Source organism: Olleya sp. Hel_I_94, from assembly GCF_007827365.1.
Classification (GTDB): domain Bacteria; phylum Bacteroidota; class Bacteroidia; order Flavobacteriales; family Flavobacteriaceae; genus Olleya.
In genome coordinates this window covers 2338001-2361962 of sequence record NZ_VISI01000002.1, presented here as the reverse complement: position 1 = coordinate 2361962, position 23962 = coordinate 2338001, and the positions used below count along the sequence as shown (strand labels likewise).

At 33.6% G+C, this 23962-nt stretch carries 20 protein-coding genes; 7 read left to right on the top strand and 13 right to left on the bottom strand.

Features of this window, described 5'->3' with window-relative positions; genetic code table 11:
- Positions 1 to 5 precede the first annotated feature (5 nt).
- From JM82_RS13850 to pdxA, 8 genes are all read right to left on the bottom strand, one after another.
- Entirely contained in the window at positions 6 to 1895 is a 1890-nt protein-coding gene (locus JM82_RS13850) for a hypothetical protein (protein WP_145005213.1), read from the bottom strand.
- A gap of 22 nt (positions 1896 to 1917) precedes the next feature.
- A complete protein-coding gene (locus tag JM82_RS13845) occupies positions 1918 to 2595 on the bottom strand; it encodes a hypothetical protein (RefSeq protein ID WP_145005210.1) in 678 nt (225 codons plus the stop codon).
- Positions 2596 to 2682: 87 nt separating this feature from the next.
- A complete protein-coding gene (gene accC / locus JM82_RS13840) occupies positions 2683 to 4035 on the bottom strand; it encodes an acetyl-CoA carboxylase biotin carboxylase subunit (RefSeq protein WP_145005207.1) in 1353 nt (450 codons plus the stop codon).
- Between the two features lie 85 nt (positions 4036 to 4120).
- Entirely contained in the window at positions 4121 to 4600 is a 480-nt protein-coding gene (gene accB / locus JM82_RS13835) for an acetyl-CoA carboxylase biotin carboxyl carrier protein (protein ID WP_145005204.1), read from the bottom strand.
- Positions 4601 to 4633: 33 nt separating this feature from the next.
- Positions 4634 to 5629 (bottom strand): beta-ketoacyl-ACP synthase III, encoded by a 996-nt coding sequence (locus JM82_RS13830; RefSeq protein ID WP_145005201.1) that lies wholly within the window; start codon positions 5627 to 5629, stop codon positions 4634 to 4636.
- A 176-nt stretch (positions 5630 to 5805) separates the two neighbouring features.
- Positions 5806 to 6006 carry a 50S ribosomal protein L32 gene (rpmF, locus tag JM82_RS13825; RefSeq protein ID WP_028282597.1) on the bottom strand — a complete coding sequence of 67 codons (201 nt, stop codon included), beginning with the start codon at positions 6004 to 6006 and terminating at the stop codon, positions 5806 to 5808.
- Between the two features lie 9 nt (positions 6007 to 6015).
- Positions 6016 to 6555 carry a YceD family protein gene (locus JM82_RS13820; protein WP_145005198.1) on the bottom strand — a complete coding sequence of 180 codons (540 nt, stop codon included), beginning with the start codon at positions 6553 to 6555 and terminating at the stop codon, positions 6016 to 6018.
- 72 nt (positions 6556 to 6627) lie between these two features.
- A complete protein-coding gene (gene pdxA, locus JM82_RS13815) occupies positions 6628 to 7674 on the bottom strand; it encodes a 4-hydroxythreonine-4-phosphate dehydrogenase PdxA (protein ID WP_145005195.1) in 1047 nt (348 codons plus the stop codon).
- A 66-nt stretch (positions 7675 to 7740) separates the two neighbouring features.
- On the opposite strand from pdxA, the gene JM82_RS13810 reads away from it, so the two are divergent.
- The gene (locus JM82_RS13810) at positions 7741 to 8331 is read left to right on the top strand and encodes a riboflavin synthase (protein WP_145005192.1); all 591 of its coding nucleotides are present in this window, start codon (positions 7741 to 7743) and stop codon (positions 8329 to 8331) included.
- Here the strand turns inward: JM82_RS13810 and JM82_RS13805 are convergent.
- Entirely contained in the window at positions 8320 to 8529 is a 210-nt protein-coding gene (locus JM82_RS13805; RefSeq protein ID WP_145005189.1) for a hypothetical protein, read from the bottom strand. The genes JM82_RS13810 and JM82_RS13805 overlap by 12 nt on opposite strands.
- A gap of 218 nt (positions 8530 to 8747) precedes the next feature.
- Positions 8748 to 10298, bottom strand: a complete 1551-nt coding sequence (locus JM82_RS13800) for a hypothetical protein (protein WP_145005186.1) — start codon at positions 10296 to 10298, stop codon at positions 8748 to 8750.
- 148 nt (positions 10299 to 10446) lie between these two features.
- Between JM82_RS13800 and JM82_RS13795 the strand changes: the two genes are divergently transcribed.
- Genes JM82_RS13795 through leuB form a run of 4 tightly spaced genes read left to right on the top strand, consistent with a single transcriptional unit; the run spans position 10447 to position 14728 of the window.
- Positions 10447 to 11622 (top strand): 2-isopropylmalate synthase, encoded by a 1176-nt coding sequence (locus JM82_RS13795; RefSeq protein WP_145005183.1) that lies wholly within the window; start codon positions 10447 to 10449, stop codon positions 11620 to 11622.
- Positions 11623 to 11624: 2 nt separating this feature from the next.
- On the top strand, positions 11625 to 13007 hold the full coding sequence (leuC, locus tag JM82_RS13790; protein WP_145005180.1) for a 3-isopropylmalate dehydratase large subunit: 1383 nt from the start codon (positions 11625 to 11627) through the stop codon (positions 13005 to 13007).
- A gap of 1 nt (position 13008) precedes the next feature.
- Complete coding sequence (gene leuD / locus JM82_RS13785; protein ID WP_145005177.1) at positions 13009 to 13599, top strand: 3-isopropylmalate dehydratase small subunit; 591 nt, start codon at positions 13009 to 13011, stop codon at positions 13597 to 13599.
- A gap of 10 nt (positions 13600 to 13609) precedes the next feature.
- Positions 13610 to 14728 carry a 3-isopropylmalate dehydrogenase gene (gene leuB, locus JM82_RS13780; RefSeq protein ID WP_145005174.1) on the top strand — a complete coding sequence of 373 codons (1119 nt, stop codon included), beginning with the start codon at positions 13610 to 13612 and terminating at the stop codon, positions 14726 to 14728.
- 136 nt (positions 14729 to 14864) lie between these two features.
- On the opposite strand, the gene JM82_RS13775 is transcribed toward leuB, so the two are convergent.
- Genes JM82_RS13775 through JM82_RS13765 form a run of 3 tightly spaced genes read right to left on the bottom strand, consistent with a single transcriptional unit; the run spans position 14865 to position 17441 of the window.
- A complete protein-coding gene (locus tag JM82_RS13775; RefSeq protein ID WP_145005170.1) occupies positions 14865 to 16097 on the bottom strand; it encodes an ammonium transporter in 1233 nt (410 codons plus the stop codon).
- A gap of 6 nt (positions 16098 to 16103) precedes the next feature.
- On the bottom strand, positions 16104 to 16442 hold the full coding sequence (locus tag JM82_RS13770) for a P-II family nitrogen regulator (RefSeq protein WP_145005167.1): 339 nt from the start codon (positions 16440 to 16442) through the stop codon (positions 16104 to 16106).
- 12 nt (positions 16443 to 16454) lie between these two features.
- On the bottom strand, positions 16455 to 17441 hold the full coding sequence (locus JM82_RS13765; RefSeq protein ID WP_145005164.1) for an outer membrane beta-barrel protein: 987 nt from the start codon (positions 17439 to 17441) through the stop codon (positions 16455 to 16457).
- A gap of 456 nt (positions 17442 to 17897) precedes the next feature.
- On the opposite strand from JM82_RS13765, the gene gltB reads away from it, so the two are divergent.
- Entirely contained in the window at positions 17898 to 22394 is a 4497-nt protein-coding gene (gltB, locus tag JM82_RS13760) for a glutamate synthase large subunit (RefSeq protein WP_145005161.1), read from the top strand.
- Positions 22395 to 22397: 3 nt separating this feature from the next.
- A complete protein-coding gene (locus JM82_RS13755) occupies positions 22398 to 23864 on the top strand; it encodes a glutamate synthase subunit beta (RefSeq protein ID WP_145005158.1) in 1467 nt (488 codons plus the stop codon).
- Positions 23865 to 23962: the final 98 nt, after the last annotated feature.

Here is a 23962-nt window from a genome sequence, read left to right as displayed (position 1 = left end):
AATAATTATTTTGCAAATTTTTCGATGATATTAAAGATATATTTTAAAGCATTTTCTTCGGTTGGAGGCACACCAACAACCATTTCGCTATTAACTGTATTTCCTTTAATTTTTGATGCAGTGATATAAGCATCCTCTGTAGTATTTAAAAACCATTCTAGCTTACCACTTCTGTCAATTCCCATCTCTTCTATTGGTAGTTGTTGTGCTAATTGTTTAGCGCTAACAAATACAGAATAAGAATTGTCTAACATCATTTTTTTAGTTTTAGATGTTACTTTAGCATCAAATGTACCTGAGACGATTTTATTCATTTCTACTTGAGATGTACCTAAAAAAGCAATTCCGTCTTTAATTACAAAGTGAATAGCCAGTGGGCTTCTTGGGACTTCAAATGTGTAATAACCATTATCAAAAATTGCCATTTCTTTGTTTACAGTATATTGGATTAATTTATTAAGCATACTAGGCTCATCCGTAGATGCCATTAATAAAAAATCTGGAATTGTTTCTGTTTTTGTTTTTTCAACTTCAACATACTCATAATCGTCATTATATTGGTAAGTAGTATAGGTAACTTCTTGCTGAGATATACCTGATAATAAAAATAGTAAATCTCCATTAATTACTTCTCCTACAGCTTCCTCATCTAATAATAAAGAAAATAAATCTATACCCAAACTAGCTTCTTCTCCGTAGTATGGCATGTTGCTATACATAGACTTCATTAATTTAGGATACTCTTCTAACATGGCTTCTGTGTCTATAGAGTAGCTCATAAAGCCAATCATTCTGTCTTCATTTACATAATCTAAAAACTTTTTATTAAGTTTTCTAGAGGTCATTTTTTTATAACTATCTGCCATTTGATCAGACATAGTGTACTTTGTATTTAGTACCATTTTGTCGTTTTCTAAAAACAATTTAGCTGTTAATCCATTATTAGCATACATGCTTGATAAATCAAAACCAACTAATTGATTGTAGTACATAGACCCTAACATATTAGAGTATAATTGACCAAAGTCATTGACCCATAATGTAGCTTCTGCTTTACTGTCTAGACTACTTAAATATGATTTATTTTTTAAGATAGAACGATTTGGTTGTTGCGTTAAAAGCTGCTCTGCCTTTAATAAAGCCCAATTTTTATTTATAGCACTTTTAATTTGGTAGTTAGACGTATCATTATTGTAATCATATTCCACAACCTCAGTAGCTTCCTCTTCAATATACTCGTCCTCATAAACCTCTTCACTTTCTGTAGACTCGATAACCGTTTCTTCTATTTCTTCCTCATATGCTTCTTCAGCCTCAATAACTTCATCATCGTAATCCTCTGCAGTTGTTACAACAGCATCATCTATTACGTATCCATAGTAATCATCTTCTGTTAGTCCGTAACGCTCCATGACTTCTGGGTTTTGAAAATACGCCTCGTTAGTGCTTCCTACAACCATAATTAATGTTGAGCTATCCCAAACAATACCGCCTTGATTATGATCTTTAAACGATCTTATTCCGTTAACGTTTGCGATTTCTTTTTTGCTTTGAGTTGTTAAAAAACTTTCAAAAGCAGTTACATTTTTTAAAGGAACGATAAATGCATTGTAATTAATACTATCATTAGCTTGGAAAAAATAATGAGCAGAGCCATTTAAGTCAAAACCAAAATCTTCCAACGAGTTGTATTTAGTCTGCTTTCTAGATAATTCTTTTAAAATCTCAGTTCCCATAAACGAGTTATTTAACTCATCTATTGACATTAATTGTAACAAATTATTTCCTTTTATTGTGGCAACAACAGCTGCATCACTTGGGATTTTTGATGTTGAATTTTGTGCAAAAGAAAATACAGATGCACATAGCATGATTATACATGATAATTTTTTCATTGGTTGGGTGTTAGTTTAAGGATTATTTTTTTAATTGGATATGAGTGGTAAAATCTCCTGTACCATTAATCACATCCATTGCACTTACGCGTTGCATGACTGCTTTTTTAGAATTAGAAATTTTAGCTTGTTTATTATTTTGACTGATTACCTCGTTATCAAATCTATAAATCACTGTATAAGACGCATCATTAAACACCTTTTTATTCTCGGTTTTTAATTTATTATACTGTTTTTTTACTTCTGAAGAATAGGTGTATTTTCTTTTAAAAACACCGTTTTTATCATCAAAAAGATAAGAAGTAGATGCAGCGTTACTTTTTTGTTGACTAGTTATTTTGTTAGTAATCTTATTGATATTATCGATTTTATTGAAATCACATTTTACTGAAAACACAAAATTTTCGTAATCTGCTGTTTTAACAATATTAGTAATACCTTCTGCTTTTTTAAGCTCCGAAACCATATCGTTTAATCCTTTTTGTATATCTGCTTTTGAAGGCACTTTATAACCATTAACAGAGTCTAACAACATGATTGAAGCTAATTTTGATTTGCTTTTACTCATGTTTAGTGTAAAGGTCATTGTACCTGTACCATCATTATTTAGATCAATCTCTTCAATAATTTCAAAACAAGATGTTATTGAAAAAAACACCAATAACAAAAGACTGTATTTTAGGTAACTAGGACTTTTCATGTAAATTGCTTTAGTATTCAAATATACTGAAGCTATTTGTTATATGCATAAAAAAAAAACTCCGAAATTAATTTCGGAGCCTTAGTTTTATTCTTCTATTTGCTTTTCTATAACAAAATCTTCCATAAATTTAGTGGTATAATTACCAGCTAAATAATCTGGATGATCCATTAATTGTCTATGAAAAGGAATGGTTGTTTTAATTCCCTCTATAACAAACTCGTCTAAAGCACGCTTCATTTTATTGATAGCTTCTTCTCTAGTTTGAGCTGTTGTGATTAACTTAGCAATCATTGAGTCATAATTTGGAGGAATACTATAACCTGCATATACATGCGTGTCTAGTCTAACACCATGACCACCTGGTGCATGTAATGTTGTGATTTTTCCTGGTGATGGACGGAAGTCGTTAAAAGGATCTTCTGCATTTATACGACACTCAATAGAATGTAAATTTGGAGTATAGTTTTTTCCAGAAATTGGCACGCCTGCTGCAACTAAAATTTGCTCACGGATTAAGTCAAAATCAATAACTTGCTCTGTAATTGGATGCTCTACTTGGATACGCGTATTCATTTCCATGAAGTAGAAATTTCTATGCTTATCTACTAAAAACTCTACTGTTCCTGCGCCTTCGTATTTAATATATTCTGCTGCTTTTACAGCTGCTTCACCCATTTTTTTACGTAAAGCTGTTGTCATAAAAGGAGAAGGTACTTCTTCTGTTAACTTTTGGTGACGACGTTGGATAGAGCAATCTCTTTCTGATAAGTGACATGCTTTTCCTGTGCTATCTCCTACAATTTGGATTTCGATGTGACGTGGCTCTTCAATAAGTTTTTCCATGTACATATCATCATTTCCAAAAGCTGCTTTAGATTCTGCACGAGCAGACTCCCAAGCATTTTGCAAATCTTCTTCTTTCCAAACAGCACGCATACCTTTACCACCACCACCTGCAGAAGCTTTAAGCATTACAGGATATCCTGTTTCTTTAGCTACTTTTAGGCAGTCTTTAAAGTCTGCTATTACACCTTCGCTTCCTGGTACTACAGGTACACCTGCAGCAATCATAGTTGCTTTAGCGTTTGCTTTGTCTCCCATTCTGTTAATCATCTCTTCAGATGCACCAATAAATTTAATTTGGTGTTCTTCACAGATTTTAGAAAACTTAGCATTTTCAGATAAAAATCCATAACCAGGATGGATGGCATCTGCATTTGTAATTTCTGCTGCAGCAATAATATTTGACATTTTTAAATAAGACTCACTACTTGATGGAGGTCCAATACAAACTGCTTCATCAGCAAATTTGACGTGTAAACTCTCAGCATCTGCAGTAGAGTATACTGCAACGGTCTTTATGCCCATTTCTTTACAGGTTCTGATAACACGTAATGCTATCTCTCCTCTATTGGCAATTAATACTTTTTTAAACATCTTGTATAAATTAGATAATTAGACGATTTGATTATTCGATTTTATACTACTTTATAAGTAGCTAAAAAATACTAATAATCTAAAATTAAGATGGGTCTACTAAAAATAATGGTTGATCAAACTCTACAGGAGAAGAATCGTCCACTAATATTTTAACGATTTTACCTGATACTTCAGATTCTATTTCGTTAAATAATTTCATTGCTTCGATAATACAAAGTACATCACCTTCTGCAATTGTTTGTCCTACCTCTACAAATAATGGTTTGTCAGGAGATGGTTTTCTGTAAAAAGTCCCTATAATAGGAGATTTAACAGTGATATATTTTGAATTTTCATCAGCTGCAGGTGCTGCTGCCTCTGTAGAGGCTGGTGCTGCTGGTGCTTGTTGCATTGCTTGCTGCATTGGCATTTGAGCCTGCATAGGAATTTGTTGAACGTAAGTTGTCTCTGTTTCTGATCCCGTTTTTATCGTGATTTTTACATCGTCAGTTTCTAATTTAACTTCACTTGCTCCTGATTTAGCAACAAATTTAATTAAGTTTTGAATGTCTTTTAAATCCATAATTATAAGTTATTAATCTTTATTTTAGTTAGTTTAAGAGTTGTAAGCCCATTTTAAATAAATAGAACCCCAAGTAAATCCACCTCCAAAAGCAGCAAATATTAAGTTATCTCCTTTTTTAAGCTTGGATTCAAAATCGTTTAATAATAATGGTAATGTTGCAGAGGTTGTATTACCATATCTGTGTATGTTTTTTAAGACTTTATCGTCTTGTAAGCTCATTCTGTTAGCTGTTGCGTCAATAATACGCATATTAGCTTGGTGTGGCACCAACCATGATACATCATCATGACTAAGGTTGTTGCGTTCCATTATTTTTTCGCAAACATCAGCCATATTAGAAACAGCAAACTTAAATACTGTACGTCCATCTTGGTGTACAAAGTGTTGTTTATTGTCTATGGTTTCCTGTGAAGGTGGTAATATTGATCCACCTGCTTCAATTTTTAAAAATTCTCTACCAGAACCATCACTTCTAAGGTATTCATCCTGAAAACCTAGACCTTCTGTATTTGGCTCTAATAAAACAGCTCCTGCACCATCTCCAAAAATAATGCATGTAGCGCGATCTGTGTAATCTATTATAGACGACATTTTATCTGCTCCAATAAGTAATATTTTTTTATAACGTCCAGACTCTATATAGCTAGTTGCTGTGGACAAACCGTAAAGAAAGCTAGAACACGCTGCTTGCAGATCATAAGCAAATGCATTGGTTGCACCAATTTGGGTTGCTGTATAAACCGCTGTTGCAGCCACAGGTAAATCTGGTGTTGCAGTTGCGACAATAACTAAGTCTATTTCTTTAGGGTCTAGATTGCGTTTTTTAAGCAGGTCTTTAGCTGCATTAATGGCTAGGTAAGATGTCCCTTCGCCTTCTAGTTTAAGTATTCTACGCTCTTTTATTCCTGTTCTTGATGTTATCCATTCATCATTTGTGTCTACAAGAGTTTCTAGTACCTTGTTAGACAAAACATAGTCTGGTACATAGGCACCAACAGCAGTAATTGCAGCAGAGATTTTGCTCATTTTTTAGCTATTTTAGTCAAAAAAAGGTCTAAAATGACCCATATTGACTTAATTATAATAAAATTACTCTTTTTTAGACTAATTCTATGCAAAGTAAATGCTTTTTAACGTAAAGAAAAACAAATCATAAAAAAAACGCCCACAAGTGAGCGTTTTTCTATATGCATGCATAGTAATTATGCTACGTTTTCTTCAACTGAGTTGTCAATTAAAACTTGACCTCTGTAGTAAAGTTTACCTTCACTCCAGTGCGCTCTGTGGTATAAATGAGCTTCACCTGTTGTTGGGCAAGTTGCAATTTGTGGCGCAACTGCTTTATAATGTGTTCTTCTCTTATCTCTTCTTGTTTTCGAGATTTTTCTCTTAGGATGTGCCATTTTATATTATTATTTATCCGTTAATAGTTTTTTTAATGTATTCCAACGAGGGTCTGTTTCCTCTTTGTCTTCTTTTTTATCTTTTAGCTTTGGGCTAAGTTCATCTAATTTGTCAAGTATTTCAGAATCTAATGTTCCGTCTTCCACACCTGGATGTATACGTTTACTTGGTAATGCTAAAACAACTGACTCATATATATATTGTTGTACATTTAATTCATATTCTCCATGTGGAATGATTAATATGTCTATATGCTCATCATTATACTCGTCTCCAAATTTTACTACCAAATCAAATTCTGTTGTTATTGGCAGGTCAAATGGTTCGTTTGTAACATCACAATTGACGTTTACTGTTCCTGAAATATCAAAATGTAACTCTAATAATGTTGATTTTTTTTCTAAAATTAAATCTACTTTAATATTACAAGAGTTAAAGTCTTCATATTCAAAATGATTAAAGAACGTTTGATCTATACTATAATCAAAATGATGTTTTCCTATTTTTAAACCTACAAATGGTATTGTAAATTCTTTTAATTGCTTCATTACCACATCTATTTTGAGCCTGCAAATATATAAAATTTTCTTTATTAAAAAGACTTATAAACATTTTTTTGTTTATATCTTTCTTTTTGAAAATCCTAATGGGTTTTTGGTAAGCTCTTCGTATTCTTTTCTGTTGTTAAAAATCTGTATTCCTGTAAAAATAGCTTCTTTAAAAGAACTGATATCTGCGGTTCCTTTTCCTGCTATTTCATAGGCTGTTCCATGATCTGGAGATGTTCTTACACGATTTAATCCTGCGGTATAATTTACACCTTGACCAAAAGATAACGTTTTAAATGGTATTAATCCTTGATCATGATATGATGCAATTATAGCGTCAAAATTTTTGTAATTGTCTGATCCAAAAAAACTATCAGCTGCATATGGACCAAAAACTAGCTTACCTGTCGCTTTAATTTTTTGTAATGTTGGTCTTAAAACGGTATCGTCTTCACTTCCAATTACGCCATTATCACCTGTATGTGGATTAATGCCTAAAACAGCAATTTTTGGTTTACTAATTTTAAAGTCCTGAACTAATGATTTATATACTGTCGCAATCTTTTCTTCGATAAGTTTAGGGGTAATGTGATTAGCAATATCTTTTACTGGTACGTGATCTGTTAATAACCCAACCCTTAATCCTTGAGTTACCATAAACATTAAACTATTACCTTCTAGCTCTTGGTTAAGATAGTCTGTATGACCAGGAAACTTAAAAGTGTCCGATTGTATATTATGCTTGTTAATTGGAGCTGTAACTAATACATCTATTAAATCATCCTTTAGCGCTTTTGTTGCTTGAACTAGAGATTTAATTGCGTATTCACCTATTTTAAGATCCTCTTGACCAAAATTTATGTTTACGTTTTCTTTCCAGCAGTTTAAAACATTGACACGTCCAGGTAATGCTTGATTTATATTATGGATACCATTTAAATTAATATCCAATTTTAGGTGATTTTTTACAAAACTCATGGTTTTGATCGAAGCAAAAATAATTGGCGTACAAAAATCTAACATCCTATTATCTTCAAATATTCTTAAAACCACTTCGGCTCCAATACCATTTAGGTCTCCTATTGATATTCCTAGTCTAATATTTTCTTCTTTCTTCATTAATACTAATAACTATTGTTTGTAAATTTACCAAAGCAAATTTAACCAAATAATACGATTAAGTTTATGTTTACCGGAATAATTGAAACACTAGGTACTGTTAAGCAATTAACAACAGTTAAGGACAATTTAGATATTACTATTGAAAGCACCATTACCAATCAGTTAAAAATAGATCAAAGTGTTGCACACAATGGTGTCTGTTTAACTGTAGTTGAAATAAATGATGACCAATATAAAGTTACTGCAATTAAAGAAACTTTAGACAAAACCAATATTGGAGATTTACAAATAAATGATATTGTAAATATTGAACGTGCTATGAAACTTGGAGACAGATTGGATGGTCACATTGTACAAGGTCATGTAGACCAAACAGCACTATGTATAGAAGCCAAAGAAACTAACGGAAGCTGGCTGTATACTTTTAAATACGATCCAGAGCTAAACAATATTACAATAGAAAAAGGATCTATTACAGTAAATGGCGTAAGTCTAACTGTTGTAAACTCTCAAAAAAATAGTTTTAGCGTAGCCATAATACCTTACACGTATGAGCATACAAATTTTAAACAATTTAAAATTGGCACTAAAATAAACTTAGAATTTGACGTTATTGGAAAGTATGTAAAGCGTCTAAACGAATTAAATGTTTGATGACTTACGCTTAGATATCAACTTATAAACACCATATAACAAACCTATAACTACAAGCACAATAATATTACCATCTATTGGCAACCCTACTGGAGGTACTTGTTGTGCTGGAGGTGGTGGAGTTACTATCTGAGCTACACCAACTATGCTTATTATTAAAAATAAGACTGTTGCTATTAATGTTTTATTTTTCTTCATTGCCGATTTGAGATTGTAAATGTAATAAAAAAAGCATGCTATCAAAACATTTGATTCTCTTTTTTAAACAAAAACACCTTTTAAATACTGTTTTCTTCGGTAAACTGCGCTTTTAGCTGTAAATTTTGAATTATTTGACTATTTGATAACATCAGTTTTTATTTAAAAATCACTTTATTTTTTACCTACAAACTATTTATTTTTAACAATATTATAAATTATGACTTAGCATATAGTTCTAAATATTTGTCTCGTACAATTTTACCCACTGGCTTATTTTCAATTTTACTTTCTAACCACGAGATAATATCTAAATATAAAAAAGCACGACGTTCAAAAGGATGGTCTTCATATTGTTTTAAAGTTTCTAATAATTTTTTAAACTCCTTTTTAATATCCTGAGGATAAATATCTTGTAATCCTCTAATAAATTTTATCATCTCTTTTTGCACTTCATGTAAGTCGTTCATTTTAATTAAAAACTTGTAAGTGCTTTTTAATAAGGTTTCTAAATGATAATCCAATCCTGCCTCATAATGTGCTACTAAATTTAAAACTCTAGAAAAACACAATAAATCCTCACGCATTGACAATGATTTATTTGAAATAATTTTATCTAAGTATTTAATACATTCCTTATTATTACTAGCTCCAAAATGTAAACTTGCAAACTTGTAATAAAATATCATTTTATGATGTGCATCTATTTTATTATCAAATTGAACTAATTCAGCCTCAATTTCCGGAATCAATATTAAGCCATCATCAAAACTACCATCTATAAAGTGTAAATTTATTTTATGAAAATTACCATACAAAAAAACTAAAGAAGCTACATTTTCGTCCTTGGGAAAATTAGATTGGTTAACAACAGAATGAAAACTAGCCAACTTAGTTTCAAATTTTTCTTTATTTTTTATAAAATATAAAGCCTCTAACAAATAGTTATTTCCTTTTAAAAAAAACACTGGATTTAAGCTAATCATATTAGGGTTTTCATAAAATAAATTCACCCATTTTAAAGCATATTTATAACAGTTTAAAAAGTCCTGTGTTAAAAAACTATACCACAAATACGCTTTATAATACCATAATTTTTCTCTAAACCCCAAAGCGGATAAATCTACTTTAGGCAATCTGTCATTAAAATAAGTCGTGACAGCTTTGCTTTCTTCCTCATTTTTTACATAACCCGTTTTTAATATTATACTATAAAGCTGTAATGATAAATTAGATAGCTTACTAGCAACAACATTTAACTCACTTAATTCTTTTGCCTGAATAGTTAATTGATCTGCCCTATTACTAATACTTCTAGTTATGTACTGTGTTTCGATAATTTTCTCAAGTTCGACAATCTCAAAAGCAAGGTTTTTTTCTTCATTAATTATTGCTAACTCTTTGGCCTTGTCTAAGATTTTAAGACTCTGTCTATACAATCCTTTATGATATAATATAGATGCAAAATCCAATTGTTCTCTTATTTGAGAGCGAATATTTTGATGGGAAGGGTTTAATTTAAGACTAATTAATATTTGCTTATACAAGTGTGCTTTAACATTAGCTAACTGCTGTTTTTTTACCACTCCACTTTTTAAAATAACGTTTTCATTATACACTGAAGCTTTGTCTAAAAGATTAAAAAGGTTTAAAAATTTAGAATCAGAATTCACTCCAAGTCTACCCACGTACAATTTAAATTGTCGCTTTTCAGACTTAGTTAAAGACTTAACTAATAAAAATAAATTATCTTTTTGCTCTTTAGTCATCAACTAATTGTTTTTTTATGTATCTGATTTTTAGTAGTTTACATTGTATTTCGTGTCTTGAACATCGTAGCTTCTCCTCCAATGCTAAATCAAATAGTTAACCAAAGTATACATTAGTAATTCAAAAGAAAAATAATTCTCTCTAAAAATGTCAAAAAACGCAATTCAAATATTTGATACAACGCTACGTGATGGCGAACAAGTACCAGGTTGTAAGCTAAATACAGAGCAAAAAGTAATTATTGCTAAGCAATTGGACCAACTAGGTGTTAATGTAATCGAAGCAGGTTTTCCCGTCTCTAGTCCAGGTGACTTCAAATCGGTAGAAGAAATATCAAAAATCGTAAAAAATTCTACCGTTTGCGGCTTAACTAGAGCTGTAGAAAACGACATAAAAGTAGCTGCCGAAGCATTAAAACATGCTAAACACCCAAGAATCCACACAGGAATAGGCACATCAGACTCCCACATACTTCATAAATTTAAAACTAACAAAGCGGATATTATACAACGTGCTTACGATGCTGTAAAATATGCTAAATCCTTTGTTGAAGACGTAGAATTTTATGCTGAAGATGCTGGACGTACAGATAACGAGTATTTAGCACGAGTGTGCGAAGCTGCAATAAAGGCAGGAGCAACAGTACTAAATATCCCAGATACAACAGGATATTGTTTGCCTAGTGAATATGGCGCAAAAATTAAATATTTAAAAGAGAACGTAAAAGGAATTGAAAAAGCCATTTTATCCTGTCATTGCCATAACGATTTAGGTCTTGCAACTGCAAACTCTATAGAAGGCGTTATTAACGGAGCAAGACAAGTAGAATGTACCATAAACGGAATTGGAGAGCGTGCCGGTAATACTGCGCTTGAAGAAGTAGTCATGGTTTTAAAACAGCACCCTTACCTAAACCTAGATACTAGTATAAAAACAGAAATGCTTTACGGACTTAGTCAATTAGTGTCAGAAAGCATGGGGATTTACACGCAACCTAATAAAGCTATTGTTGGTGCTAATGCTTTTGCACACAGCTCAGGTATACATCAAGATGGTGTGATTAAAAACCGTGAAACTTACGAGATAATCAATCCTAAAGATGTTGGTGTTACAGAATCTGCAATTGTTTTAACCGCCAGAAGTGGTCGTGCCGCTTTAGCATACAGAGCAAAAAATGTGGGTTACGAACTAACAAAGCTTCAATTAGATGATGTTTATGCTAACTTTTTAAATTTTGCAGATAGAAAAAAAGAAATAAATGATGGTGATATCCATCAGATTATTGAAACTAGCAAAATGTATCAACAAATAATTTCGGCTTAATTATGGGACAAACATTATTTGACAAAGTTTGGGATGCCCACGTTGTAGAAACCGTTAAAGACGGACCACAAGTATTATATATTGACAAACACCTAATACACGAGGTGACCAGTCCGCAAGCTTTTAATGAGCTAGAAGCACGCAACATCCCTGTTTTTAGACCAAAACAAATTGTTGCCACTGCGGACCATAATACGCCAACACAAAACCAACACTTACCAGTTAAAGATTTATTGTCTAGAAATCAATTAGAACAACTATCTAAAAACTGTAAAAAAAATAATATTACACTTTACCAACTAGGACACCAATACAATGGGATTGTCCATGTTATGGCTCCAGAATTAGGGATTACCCAACCAGGAATGACAATGGTTTGTGGTGACAGTCACACCTCAACACATGGTGCTTTTGGAACCATCGCTTTTGGTATTGGAACCAGTCAAGTGGCACAGGTTTTTGCTAGTCAATGCTTACTTTTAACTAAGCCAAAAAGCTTAAGAGTGACCGTTAGCGGTAAACTTAAAAATGGCGTATTACCCAAAGATGTTATTTTATACATCATTGCCAAATTAGGCACAAACTCAGGCACAGGTTACTTCTGCGAATATGCGGGAGATGTTTTTGAAAACATGTCCATGGAAGGCAGAATGACTGTTTGTAATATGAGTATTGAAATGGGCGCTCGAGGCGGAATGATTGCCCCAGACCAAACCACTTTTGACTATGTAAAGGATAAAGAATTTGCGCCAAAAGGAGATGCTTTTGACAAAAAAGTAGCCTATTGGAAAACATTACCAACGGATACAGATGCTGTTTTTGATAAAGAATATGCTTTTGACGCGGAAGATATAGAACCTATGGTAACTTATGGTACCAACCCAGGAATGGGAATTAAAGTGACTGAAAACATTCCAAGTATAGACGATGCTTCTTTTGAAAAATCTTTACAATATATGGATTTCAAAAAAGGAGAATCTTTAATCAATAAACCCATTAACTATGTCTTTATTGGAAGCTGTACCAACTCTAGAATTGAAGATTTCAGAGTAGCTGCAAGCTACATAAAAGGAAAACAAAAAGCAGATAATGTTACTGCTTGGTTAGTACCTGGTAGCAAACAAGTAGAGGCTCAAATTATAAAAGAAGGTCTTAAAGATGTATTTGATGCAGCTGGCTTTGAGCTAAGACAACCGGGTTGTTCCGCTTGTTTAGCCATGAACGACGATAAGATTCCGCAAGGCGAATATTGTGTTTCAACATCAAACCGAAACTTTGAAGGAAGACAAGGACAAGGCTCTAGAACTATTTTAGCTAGTCCTTTAGTTGCAGCTGCAACAGCTATTGAAGGCAAAATTGTGGACATAACAAAACAACTAAATTAAGATGGAAAAGTTTACAACATTACAATCTCAAGCTATTCCGTTAGCAATAGAAAACATAGATACAGATCAGATTATTCCTGCTCGATTTTTAAAAGCAACAGACCGAAAAGGCTTTGGAGACAACCTTTTTAAAGATTGGAGGTTTAACAAAGATGATTCGGTAAATGAGTCTTTCTCTTTAAACAATCCTAAATATTCAGGAAGCATTTTAGTTGCGGGAGATAATTTTGGTTGCGGCTCTAGTCGCGAACACGCAGCTTGGGCTTTAAGCGATTATGGCTTTAAAGTTATTGTTTCAAGTTTTTTTGCGGATATTTTTAAAGGAAATGCTTTAAATAATGGACTGTTACCTGTTCAAGTTTCAGCAGAATTTTTAAAAGTACTAATAGACGTTACCACTGAAAATCCGGAGACTATTTTAGAAGTTAATCTTGAAGCGCAAATTATCTCCGTAAAAGACACTTCTTTCAAGGAAGCTTTTGACATTGATGCTTACAAAAAAACCTGTATGATTAATGGTTATGATGATATTGACTACCTATTAAGTAAAAAAGAAACTATTTCGGCTTTTGAAGCCAAAAAAACATACTAATAATTATACTATGAAATTAAACATAGCAGTTTTACCTGGTGACGGTATAGGTCCAGAAGTAACTAATCAAGCAATCAAAGTTTTAAAAGCTATTGCTTTAGAATTTGATCACACCTTTTTATTTAAAGAAGCTTCTGTTGGCGCAATAGCAATTGACAAACACAACAACCCATTACCTGACAACACTCTAGACTTATGCCAGTCTAGTGACGCCATTTTATTTGGAGCTATTGGAGCCCCTAAATATGATAACGATCCTACAGCCAAAGTTAGACCTGAACAAGGCCTATTAAAACTAAGAAAAGAACTTGGTTTATACGCAAACATTAGACCCGTAAAAGCATATGACGTACTGTTAGATAAATCTCCTTTAAAACAACATATAATAGAAGGAACAGATATAAGCATATACAGAGAGCTAACAGGCGGAATTTACTTTGGTGAAAAATATTTAAGTGAAGACGGAAATACTGCGTCTGATTTATGCGAATATTCTAAACACGAAATTGAGCGTATTGCACATTTAGCCTTTAAAAACGCACAAAACAGAAAGAAAAAGGTAACACTAGTAGATAAAGCTAATGTTTTAGAAACGTCTAGATTATGGCGTAAAGTTGTTACTGATTTAGCAAAGGATTACCCAGATGTAACCTTAGACTTTTTATTTGTGGATAATGCTGCCATGCAAATGATTTTAAACCCAAAACAGTTTGATGTTATTTTAACCGAAAACTTATTTGGAGACGTTATAAGTGACGAAGCCAGTGTAATTGGCGGCTCTATTGGATTACTGGCATCAGCCTCCATTGGTGACAAATATGCCATGTTTGAACCCATACATGGATCATACCCACAAGCAATAGGAAAAGGGATAGCAAACCCAATTGCATCTATATTAAGTGCAGCGATGCTTTTAGAGCATTTTGACTTACATGAAGAAGCTAATTTAATTAAAGAAGGAGTTGAAAAATCTTTAAAATTAGAAATTACAACACCAGACTTAAATACGTCCTACGACAATATTTCTACTGCTAAGGTCGGCGATTTTATTGCAGATTTTATAAGCAACCCAAATGATACGAATATTAATTTCAATAATATTCACTTAGGACAATCTACGATTATTTAACACTATTTTTGTTAGTCTAAAACATGCTCAGCAATTTAATTGCTGAGTTTTTTTTGCTTTATATTATTTCAAATTAATCACAAAAAAAACCTGAAAACAAAATGTCTTCAGGTTTTTTCAACAAATTAACTAAATCTTAATGTTCATTTAATCTAAAGTCTGGATACGCATCCATACCATGCTCATGAGCATCAAGTCCTTCTAATTCTTCTTTTTCAGAAACTCTAATTCCAACTGTTTTCTTCATTATAAAAATAATTAAAAATGAAGACACAATACATATTGCCGCATAAGATCCAACACCGATTAACTGGCTAAAAAATTGCGATCCACTAGCTAATTCTCCAAAAATACCAACTGCTAAAGTACCCCAAATTCCACAAGCCAAATGCACAGCAATTGCACCAACTGGATCATCTAGTTTTAATTTATCTATTAATGATACTGCAAAAACAATTATTGCTCCTGCTATGACTCCTATTAATATAGCATCTGTTGGACTCATTTGGTCTGCTCCTGCAGTTATACCAACTAATCCTCCTAAAATACCATTTAAAAACATAGTTAAATCAAGGTTTTTATAAAGTACCGTAGATACTAAAGCTGCTACAACACCTCCTGCTGCTGCTGCAAGACAAGTAGTTACAAGTGTTAGCGATGTTAAACTTGGATCGGCAGATAACACAGACCCACCATTAAACCCAAACCACCCAAGCCAAAGTATTAAAACTCCTGCAGTTGCTAATGGTATATTGTGTCCAGGAATTGCTTGAAGCTTTCCGTTTTTAAATTTCCCAATTCTTGGACCTAATAAGCAAACAGCAACTAACGCTGCCCATCCACCAACAGAGTGCACTAAGGTTGATCCTGCAAAGTCATAAAAAGGCGTTTCTAAACTGTCCAAAAATCCACCTCCCCATTTCCATGAGCCAGCAATTGGATATACTAATCCAACATATATTATTGTAAAAATCATAAAAGGTCCAATCTTCATACGTTCTGCTACTGCACCAGACACAATAGTTGCTGCTGTTGCTGCAAACATCCCTTGAAATAAGAAGTCTGTCCAATACGTATACCCTTCATTATATGCTAAATCTAAAGCACCTTCTGCTGTTACTGGCGCATCCAATCCAAAACCAGCAAATCCGATAAACCCATTAAATTCACCTGGGTACATTAAATTAAAACCTACTAAACAGTAAAGTAATAGACCTACCGTAATAATAAATATGTTTTTAAATAAAATGTTTAATGTGTTTTTTTGTCGTGTTAACCCTATTTCTAAAAATGCAAATCCTAAATGCATAAAGAAAACTAAGGCTGTACAGATCATCATCCATACATTATTTATTGTAAGTAATTCCATGTTTTTTTATTTTAAAGTGTTTCCGCCTTTTGCTCCTGTTCTTATTCTATAGACCTCATCAACTTGTGAGACAAATATTTTACCATCACCAACCTCTCCAGTCGATCCTGATTCTAAAATGGCCTTTATTGTTACTTCCTCAAAATCATCATTAACAACGATTGATAAATAGCGTCTTTGTATATCACTTGTGCTATAAGAAACCCCTCTGTAAACATGTCCCTCTTTTTCGTTACCTAATCCTGTAACATCCCAATAGGAGAAAAAATTTACACCAACTTCATGCAATGCATTTTTAACTGCAGAAAATTTAGATTTTCTGATTATTGCTTCTACTTTTTTCATAATTAGTTTTTATTAGAATTTATATATCGCTGCCAAAACAAAAGAACCTAAGCTTTTTGTAGCCATTAAATCTGTATCAATAAAATCGTCTTCAGAACTACTATCAAGTCTAAATTCTGGTTTAATAATTAAGTCTTCGTCAATAACTAAACTACCTGTAAGCGTTAATCCAATAACACTTGGATCATCATCTACAGATTCGCTTTGCGTTTGAAAATACTCTCCTCTTAATCCTATAGTAAAGGTGTCACTAAGACCATATTGAGGATACAAATCCACACCATAAAATCCTTCACCGTCATTATCTGCATACGCTGCATTGATACCAACAAAAAAGTCTTCTGATGCATCAAAACCTCCAGTATAATCTACTTCAAAACCTAATCCAGCAGCATCATATAATAAATTTAAATACTGTCCGTCATATCCTAATTGCGCACCTACTGCATAACTTCCATCAGGATTAAACTCCGTAACATCCGTTTGATTAAACACCCCTAACATTAAGCTAAAATCTTCTGACAAAGTAAAATCTGCTTTCAAACCTGTATGAGAGAATGGTCCATTAGAAAACAAATAAGAGGTACTATAGTTAAAATTTCCTGCTGGTGCAATAACTTCGTAACCTAAAAACGTATTAAACTTTCCTAAGGTTAGTTTGGTGTTTTCGCTAATATTATAAAAAGCAAACAACTGATTTAATACTGTTGCACTTGCAGCCTCACCTCTTGGTCCAAAGACTAAATCCGCAACAGCTCCAACACGTCCTTTTTCGTAGGATGCAATAATATTTCCCATTCCTAAAGAGAATCCACCCGTATCTGCAAAAGATGTTGCGGGCGCAATTTGATTTTCATCATTTGGCGCTGTTAAATTGGTTCTGTAGTATGCATCCACACTACCTTCAAAAGCAAACTTTTTTTCTGGGGTATTAGCATCCTCTTGAGCAAACAGCGTTGTTGCAACCAAAAGAAGCGATAGGGTCAATAATTGTTTCATAAAAATCGGTATTAAATTGGTGTTAAATCAGTTAGTTATTATCCCAAATCTATGTTAAAAAAAAATTAACCCCTAAAAAACATAGGGTTGTGTGCTGATTTTTATTATAATTTTATTTTACCCCCTATTTTTTATAGGGTATCATAAAATAAATGTCTGTTTACTAACAATATCGCATCACACTAAATAACTAATTCTCACAAAAACAACTGTTTATTTGTAAATTATTCAGTTTTTTATATTTTACGAAATCGTTTTCGCAATAAACATTAGTTTTTATTGCGTTTATTGTATTGATGATTTATCAGTATTAGCGACATAAAATTGATTAAAGTGTATTAAATAATAGTCTAACTCAGAATTTCGGAAAAGTGTTTCTACTTTTTTTAAATTCAGTTGATAGCGTGTATCTTGGGTATGTAATAAGGCCTAAAAAGCCTTTAAAACTGACTTATTATGCTAAAAAAACAAGGACTTTATTTGCCAGAATTTGAACACGATAATTGTGGTGCAGGATTTATATGTAGCTTAACGGGAAAACGATCTAACGACATCATCCATAAAGCTCTTGAGATTTTAGTAAAATTAGAGCATCGTGGTGCTGTCAGTTCGGACGGAGTAACCGGTGATGGTGCTGGTATATTAATTGATATTCCGCATAAATTTTTTAAGATTTTCTGTGAGTTTGATTTACCTGAATCTGGAGAATATGCAGTGAGCAATGTATTTCTTCCTAAAAAAGAAAATCAACGTCAATATTGTATTGATGTTTTTGAAAAAGAAATCCAAAATCAAGGTCTTAAATTAATCGGCTGGAGAGATGTACCAGTTAACAGTACTGTTTTAGGTGAAATAGCAAAAGTAACAGAACCTTTTGTAAAACAAATATTTATAGGAAAGGCTAGCGAATCACAAACCGAAAGAGAATTCAACATAAAATTATATGCTGCACGAAAAATTGCAGAACACACTATATATGATTCTAAATTATCAGAATCACAATTCTTCTACCTACCAAGTCTATCTACTAAAATCATAATATTTAAAGGCTTATTAATGCCGGAACATATTAACGAATATTATTTAGACCTATTTAACTCGGCTTTAGACACTAGATTAGCATTAGTACACCAACGTTTTTCTACCAATACATTTCCAACTTGGGATTTAGCGCAACCTTTTAGATACATCTGTCATAATGGAGAAATAAATACCGTTAGAGGTAATGTATCGCGTATGTTTTCTCGTGAAGAAATCATGGAAAGCCCATTATTTGGAGATGACATTAAAAAGATAATCCCTACTATTTTAAGAGGAAAATCAGATTCTGCGACATTAGATATGGTTGTCGAATTACTGTTAATGACGGGACGTTCGCTCCCAGAAGCAATGATGATGTTAGTACCCGAAGCTTGGGAGAAAAACCCACACATGTCGGATTCTAAAAAAGCATTTTACGAATACAATTCATGCCTAATGGAACCGTGGGATGGACCAGCTTCAATCCCATTTACAGATGGAAATTTTATAGGTGCTGTATTAGACCGAAATGGATTACGTCCTTCAAGATACACTGTAACAAAACAAGGAAACGTTATCATGTCTTCTGAAACCGGTGTTGTAGACATTGCTCCAGAAAATATAGAATTCCATGGTCGTTTAGAACCAGGAAAAATGTTTTTAGTAAACATGAGCGAAGGTCGTATTGTTAATGATGAAGAAATTAAAGAAGAAATAGCAGCAAAACACCCTTACAGACAATGGTTAAACGAAAATTTAGTCCATCTTAGAGATATTGAAGCTAAAGAAGGTCATATTAAATATGATGAAATTGATCTTAAAAAACGTGAAGTTGTTTTTGGATATACAGAAGAAGATTTAAACACCATTATTCGTCCGATGGCACAATTAGGAAAAGAACCTATTGGATCCATGGGAAGTGATACACCAATTGCTATTTTATCAGAAAGACCACAATTAATTTATAACTACTTCAAACAGTTATTTGCTCAGGTTACCAATCCGCCTTTAGACGGAATTAGAGAAGAGTTAATTACAGATATAAGTTTAACGCTTGGTAGTGACGTCAATATATTTGATATCAATGCCGAACATTGTAAAAAATTAAAAATTCAGAATCCGGTTATTTCTAAACACGATTTAGATAAGATTAGAGATTATGATACTAATCCTGATTTTAAAGTCGAATCTATTTCGATGTTATATGAAGTAAACAGAGGATTAAACGAGCTTGAAGTTGCATTAGAAAACCTAGTGAATAAAGCTTCTAAAGCTATAGATAACGGAGCAAATATTATTATTTTATCAGATCGATTTGTAGACAAAAATCACGCACCAATTCCTGCGCTTTTAGCCTGTTCGTATCTAAATCACGCTTTACATAAATTAGAAAAGCGCTCAAGAATTAGTTTAATTATTGAGTCTGCAGAACCTCGTGAAGTCCACCACTTTGCTTTATTATTTGGTTATGGTGCAAGTGCTGTAAATCCGTACATTGTAAACGAAATTGTTCAAGAACAAATAAACAATGCAGACCTTAGTGAATTAGACTATTTAACCGCCATTAAAAACTACAATAAAGCAGTTGGTAAAGGAATTTTAAAGGTAATGAACAAAATTGGGATTTCAACTTTAAACTCGTACCGTGGCTCTCAATTATTTGAATGTATCGGAATTAAAACCTCCACAGTCGAAAAATATTTCCCAAATACACCAACACGTATTCAAGGTATTGGCTTAAGAGAAATTGAACAAGAAATTGTTAAACGTCACAAAAGAGCTTTTCATAAAAATACAGAACCGCAAATTGAAGTTGGAGGAGATTACAGATGGAGACGTGGACAAGAAAAACACATGTTTAACCCATTAACAGTTGCCAAGCTTCAAGAATCGGTAAGAACCAATAAAGCATCTACATTTAAGGAGTTTTCAGACTTAGTAAACGATCAATCTAAAAACCTAATGACTATTAGAGGTTTGTTTGAGTTTGATCAATTTGACCCCATTCCTTTAGAGGAAGTAGAACCTTGGACAGAAATTGTAAAACGTTTCAAAACCGGAGCCATGTCTTATGGTTCTATTAGTAAAGAAGCACATGAAAATTTAGCGGTTGCGATGAACAGAATTGGAGGGAAATCTAATTCTGGTGAAGGAGGAGAAGACCAAGAACGTTTCTACAAAAGCTCACAAGGAGACTGGAGAAACTCAGCAATCAAACAAGTCGCTTCAGGGCGTTTTGGAGTCACTTCCAACTACCTAACAAGCGCAAGCGAAATTCAAATAAAAATAGCACAAGGTGCAAAACCTGGTGAAGGTGGACAATTACCTGGACCAAAAGTGAATCCAGAAATTGCAAAAACAAGAAACTCGACACCATATGTTGGTTTAATCTCACCACCACCACATCACGATATTTATTCCATTGAAGATTTATCGCAATTAATTTACGACGTAAAATCAGCAAATAGAGAAGCTAGAATTAATGTAAAACTAGTATCGGAAATTGGTGTTGGTACAGTAGCAGCAGGAGTTGCTAAAGCAAAAGCAGACGTTATCTTAATTGCTGGTTTTGATGGAGGGACAGGAGCAACACCTTTAACTTCACAAAAACATACTGGTTTACCTTGGGAACTTGGTGTTGCAGAAGCACAACAAACCTTAGTGATGAATGACCTAAGAAATCGTGTGGTTTTAGAATGTGACGGACAATTAAAAACAGGTCGTGATGTAGCAATTGCATGTTTACTTGGCGCGGAGGAATTCGGTTTTGCCACAGCACCTTTAGTAGCTTCGGGATGTATTATGATGCGTGTGTGTCATTTAAACACATGCCCAGTCGGAATTGCTACTCAAAATCCTGACTTACGTAAAAAGTTTAAAGGAAAACCAGAACACGTCGTTAACTACATGTATTTTGTAGCACAAGAATTACGTGAGATTATGGCTAAATTAGGATTTAGAACTATTAATGAAATGGTTGGACAATCTCAAAAACTAAACAGAAACAAAGCCATAGACCATTACAAATCTTCAGGAATTGACTTAACACCAATCTTACACAAAGTAGAAGTGGCAGAAGATGTGCAATTATACAACACCTATTGTCAAGACCACAACCTGAATGTACACTTAGATTTTAAAATTATAAAACAAGCACATCAAGCGTTATTTAGAAGACAAAAAACAAACTTAGCTATGCCTATCACAAATATAGATAGAGCAGTTGGAGCAGTTATAAGTAACGAAATTTCTAAAATTTATGGTGCAGATGGATTACCAGAAGACACTATAGATATTGATTTTACAGGTTCTGCAGGACAAAGTTTTGGAGCTTTTGCAACAAAAGGTTTAAAATTCACCGTGCACGGAAACACAAATGATTACCTAGGTAAAGGGTTATCCGGAGCTAAATTAATTATTAAAGTGCCAGAAAAATGTACCATTGTTCCGGAAGACAATATCATTACAGGAAACGTAACGTTGTATGGCGCAACCTCTGGAGAAGTTTATATAAATGGTAAGGCTGGAGAACGTTTTTGTGTTAGAAACTCTGGAGCACAAGCAGTAGTAGAAGGTATTGGAGATCATGGTTGCGAGTATATGACTGGTGGTGTTGCTGTTATCCTTGGTACTGTAGGTCGAAACTTTGGAGCAGGAATGAGCGGAGGAGTTGCTTATGTTTTAGATGAAAAAGGAACCTTCAAACAGAATTGCAATTCGGAAGATTTAAATATTGATCCAATTGAAAATGAAGCGGATAGTCTTCAGCTAAAACAATTAATCGAAAATCATTTTGAAGCAACAGGAAGCCCATTAGCAGCACGCATTTTAAAAGACTGGAGCAATTACCTTCCTAAGTTTAAAAAAGTGCTACCAGAAGAGTATAGACAAGCCTTAGTGAGATTAGAACAAGAACAACTAGAATTAGCGTAAATTATGGGAAAGATAACAGGATTTTTAGAGTTTAAGCGTGAGAACGAAAGCTATATAGCGCCAGAAAAACGCATAGAGAATTACAAAGAATTTACGGTTCCGTTACCAGAAGACCACCTGAAAGATCAAGGCGCACGTTGCATGGATTGCGGAATTCCGTTTTGTCATAGTGGTTGTCCGCTTGGGAATTTAATTCCAGATTTTAACGATAAAGTCTACAAAGGAAAATGGAAAGAAGCTGCTGAAATTTTACACAAAACCAACAACTTCCCAGAGTTTACAGGACGTTTATGTCCAGCACCTTGCGAAGAAGCCTGTGTTTTAGGTATTAACGAAGACCCAGTAACCATAGAGAATATTGAAAAAAACATAGTAGAAACCGCCTTTAATGAAGGGTGGATTGTAGCAAATCCTCCAAAAATTAGAACCGAAAAAACAGTCGCTGTTATTGGCTCTGGACCAGCAGGATTAGCTGCTGCACAACAATTAAATCGTGCAGGACATACCGTTACCGTTTTTGAACGTGACGAAAAAGTTGGTGGTTTATTACGCTACGGAATTCCAGATTTTAAAATGGAAAAAACCGTGATTGACAGACGTGTTGCTGTTTTAGAAGAGGAAGGAATCACTTTTAAAACCAATGCTCATGTTGGTGTAAACATAGACGCAAACCAACTTAAAGACGATTTTGACGCAGTAGTTTTATGCGGTGGAGCAACGGTAAGAAGAAATATCCCAATTCCTGGAGCAGACTTAAAAGGGGTAACGCAAGCGATGGATTTCTTAAAACTAAATAATCAATACGTGGATGGTTTAGTGGATTTTAAAGATATTATTTCTGCAGAAGGAAAAGACGTTATCGTTATTGGTGGTGGAGATACCGGAAGCGATTGTATTGGAACCTCTAATCGTCATGGAGCAACTTCGGTTACCAATTTCGAAATTTTAAGTAAACCAACCGAAGGTCGTCCAGCACATCAACCTTGGCCATATTGGCCTATGAAGCTAAAAACAACCTCATCGCACCAAGAAGGTGTCGAACGTTTTTTTAGCATTTCTACTAAAGCATTTATTGGCGATAAAAAAGGAAACTTAACAGGCTTAAAAACGGTTGAAGTAGAATGGATTTTTACTCCAGGTGAAAGACCGCAACTTAAAGAAGTGGAAGGCACTGAAAAAGAATGGAAATGTAATTTAGCATTATTAGCACTTGGTTTTACAGGTGCCGAAAAAACGTTAGCAGACCAGTTTGGATTAAAAATGGATTTTAGAACCAATATTGAAGCCTCTACCAAAGATTACAAAACGAACATTCCTGGTGTTTTTGCTGCTGGAGATATGCGTCGTGGACAATCTTTAATTGTTTGGGCAATTTCTGAAGGAAGACAGGCAGCGTATCATATAGACACGTATTTGATGGGAGAGTCTTGTTTACCTTTAAAGGATGATAGCGATTTGCCTCGAGTTTAAATAAACGTAACGCTTTGTCACATTGAGCGCAGTCGAAATGCTATTAAAACTTAAATCTTAAGGTTTTCGACTGCGCTCAAACTGACGGTTATATGCCT

Bases quoted from the DNA above. Each gene is read 5' to 3' on its own strand.
- JM82_RS13850 (WP_145005213.1), bottom strand. From the start codon at position 1,895: ATGAAAAAATTATCATGTATAATCATGCTATGTGCATCTGTATTTTCT.
- JM82_RS13845 (WP_145005210.1), bottom strand. From the start codon at position 2,595: ATGAAAAGTCCTAGTTACCTAAAATACAGTCTTTTGTTATTGGTGTTT.
- accC (WP_145005207.1), bottom strand. From the start codon at position 4,035: ATGTTTAAAAAAGTATTAATTGCCAATAGAGGAGAGATAGCATTACGT.
- accB (WP_145005204.1), bottom strand. From the start codon at position 4,600: ATGGATTTAAAAGACATTCAAAACTTAATTAAATTTGTTGCTAAATCA.
- JM82_RS13830 (WP_145005201.1), bottom strand. From the start codon at position 5,629: ATGAGCAAAATCTCTGCTGCAATTACTGCTGTTGGTGCCTATGTACCA.
- rpmF (WP_028282597.1), bottom strand. From the start codon at position 6,006: ATGGCACATCCTAAGAGAAAAATCTCGAAAACAAGAAGAGATAAGAGA.
- JM82_RS13820 (WP_145005198.1), bottom strand. From the start codon at position 6,555: ATGAAGCAATTAAAAGAATTTACAATACCATTTGTAGGTTTAAAAATA.
- pdxA (WP_145005195.1), bottom strand. From the start codon at position 7,674: ATGAAGAAAGAAGAAAATATTAGACTAGGAATATCAATAGGAGACCTA.
- JM82_RS13810 (WP_145005192.1), top strand. From the start codon at position 7,741: ATGTTTACCGGAATAATTGAAACACTAGGTACTGTTAAGCAATTAACA.
- JM82_RS13805 (WP_145005189.1), bottom strand. From the start codon at position 8,529: ATGAAGAAAAATAAAACATTAATAGCAACAGTCTTATTTTTAATAATA.
- JM82_RS13800 (WP_145005186.1), bottom strand. From the start codon at position 10,298: ATGACTAAAGAGCAAAAAGATAATTTATTTTTATTAGTTAAGTCTTTA.
- JM82_RS13795 (WP_145005183.1), top strand. From the start codon at position 10,447: ATGTCAAAAAACGCAATTCAAATATTTGATACAACGCTACGTGATGGC.
- leuC (WP_145005180.1), top strand. From the start codon at position 11,625: ATGGGACAAACATTATTTGACAAAGTTTGGGATGCCCACGTTGTAGAA.
- leuD (WP_145005177.1), top strand. From the start codon at position 13,009: ATGGAAAAGTTTACAACATTACAATCTCAAGCTATTCCGTTAGCAATA.
- leuB (WP_145005174.1), top strand. From the start codon at position 13,610: ATGAAATTAAACATAGCAGTTTTACCTGGTGACGGTATAGGTCCAGAA.
- JM82_RS13775 (WP_145005170.1), bottom strand. From the start codon at position 16,097: ATGGAATTACTTACAATAAATAATGTATGGATGATGATCTGTACAGCC.
- JM82_RS13770 (WP_145005167.1), bottom strand. From the start codon at position 16,442: ATGAAAAAAGTAGAAGCAATAATCAGAAAATCTAAATTTTCTGCAGTT.
- JM82_RS13765 (WP_145005164.1), bottom strand. From the start codon at position 17,441: ATGAAACAATTATTGACCCTATCGCTTCTTTTGGTTGCAACAACGCTG.
- gltB (WP_145005161.1), top strand. From the start codon at position 17,898: ATGCTAAAAAAACAAGGACTTTATTTGCCAGAATTTGAACACGATAAT.
- JM82_RS13755 (WP_145005158.1), top strand. From the start codon at position 22,398: ATGGGAAAGATAACAGGATTTTTAGAGTTTAAGCGTGAGAACGAAAGC.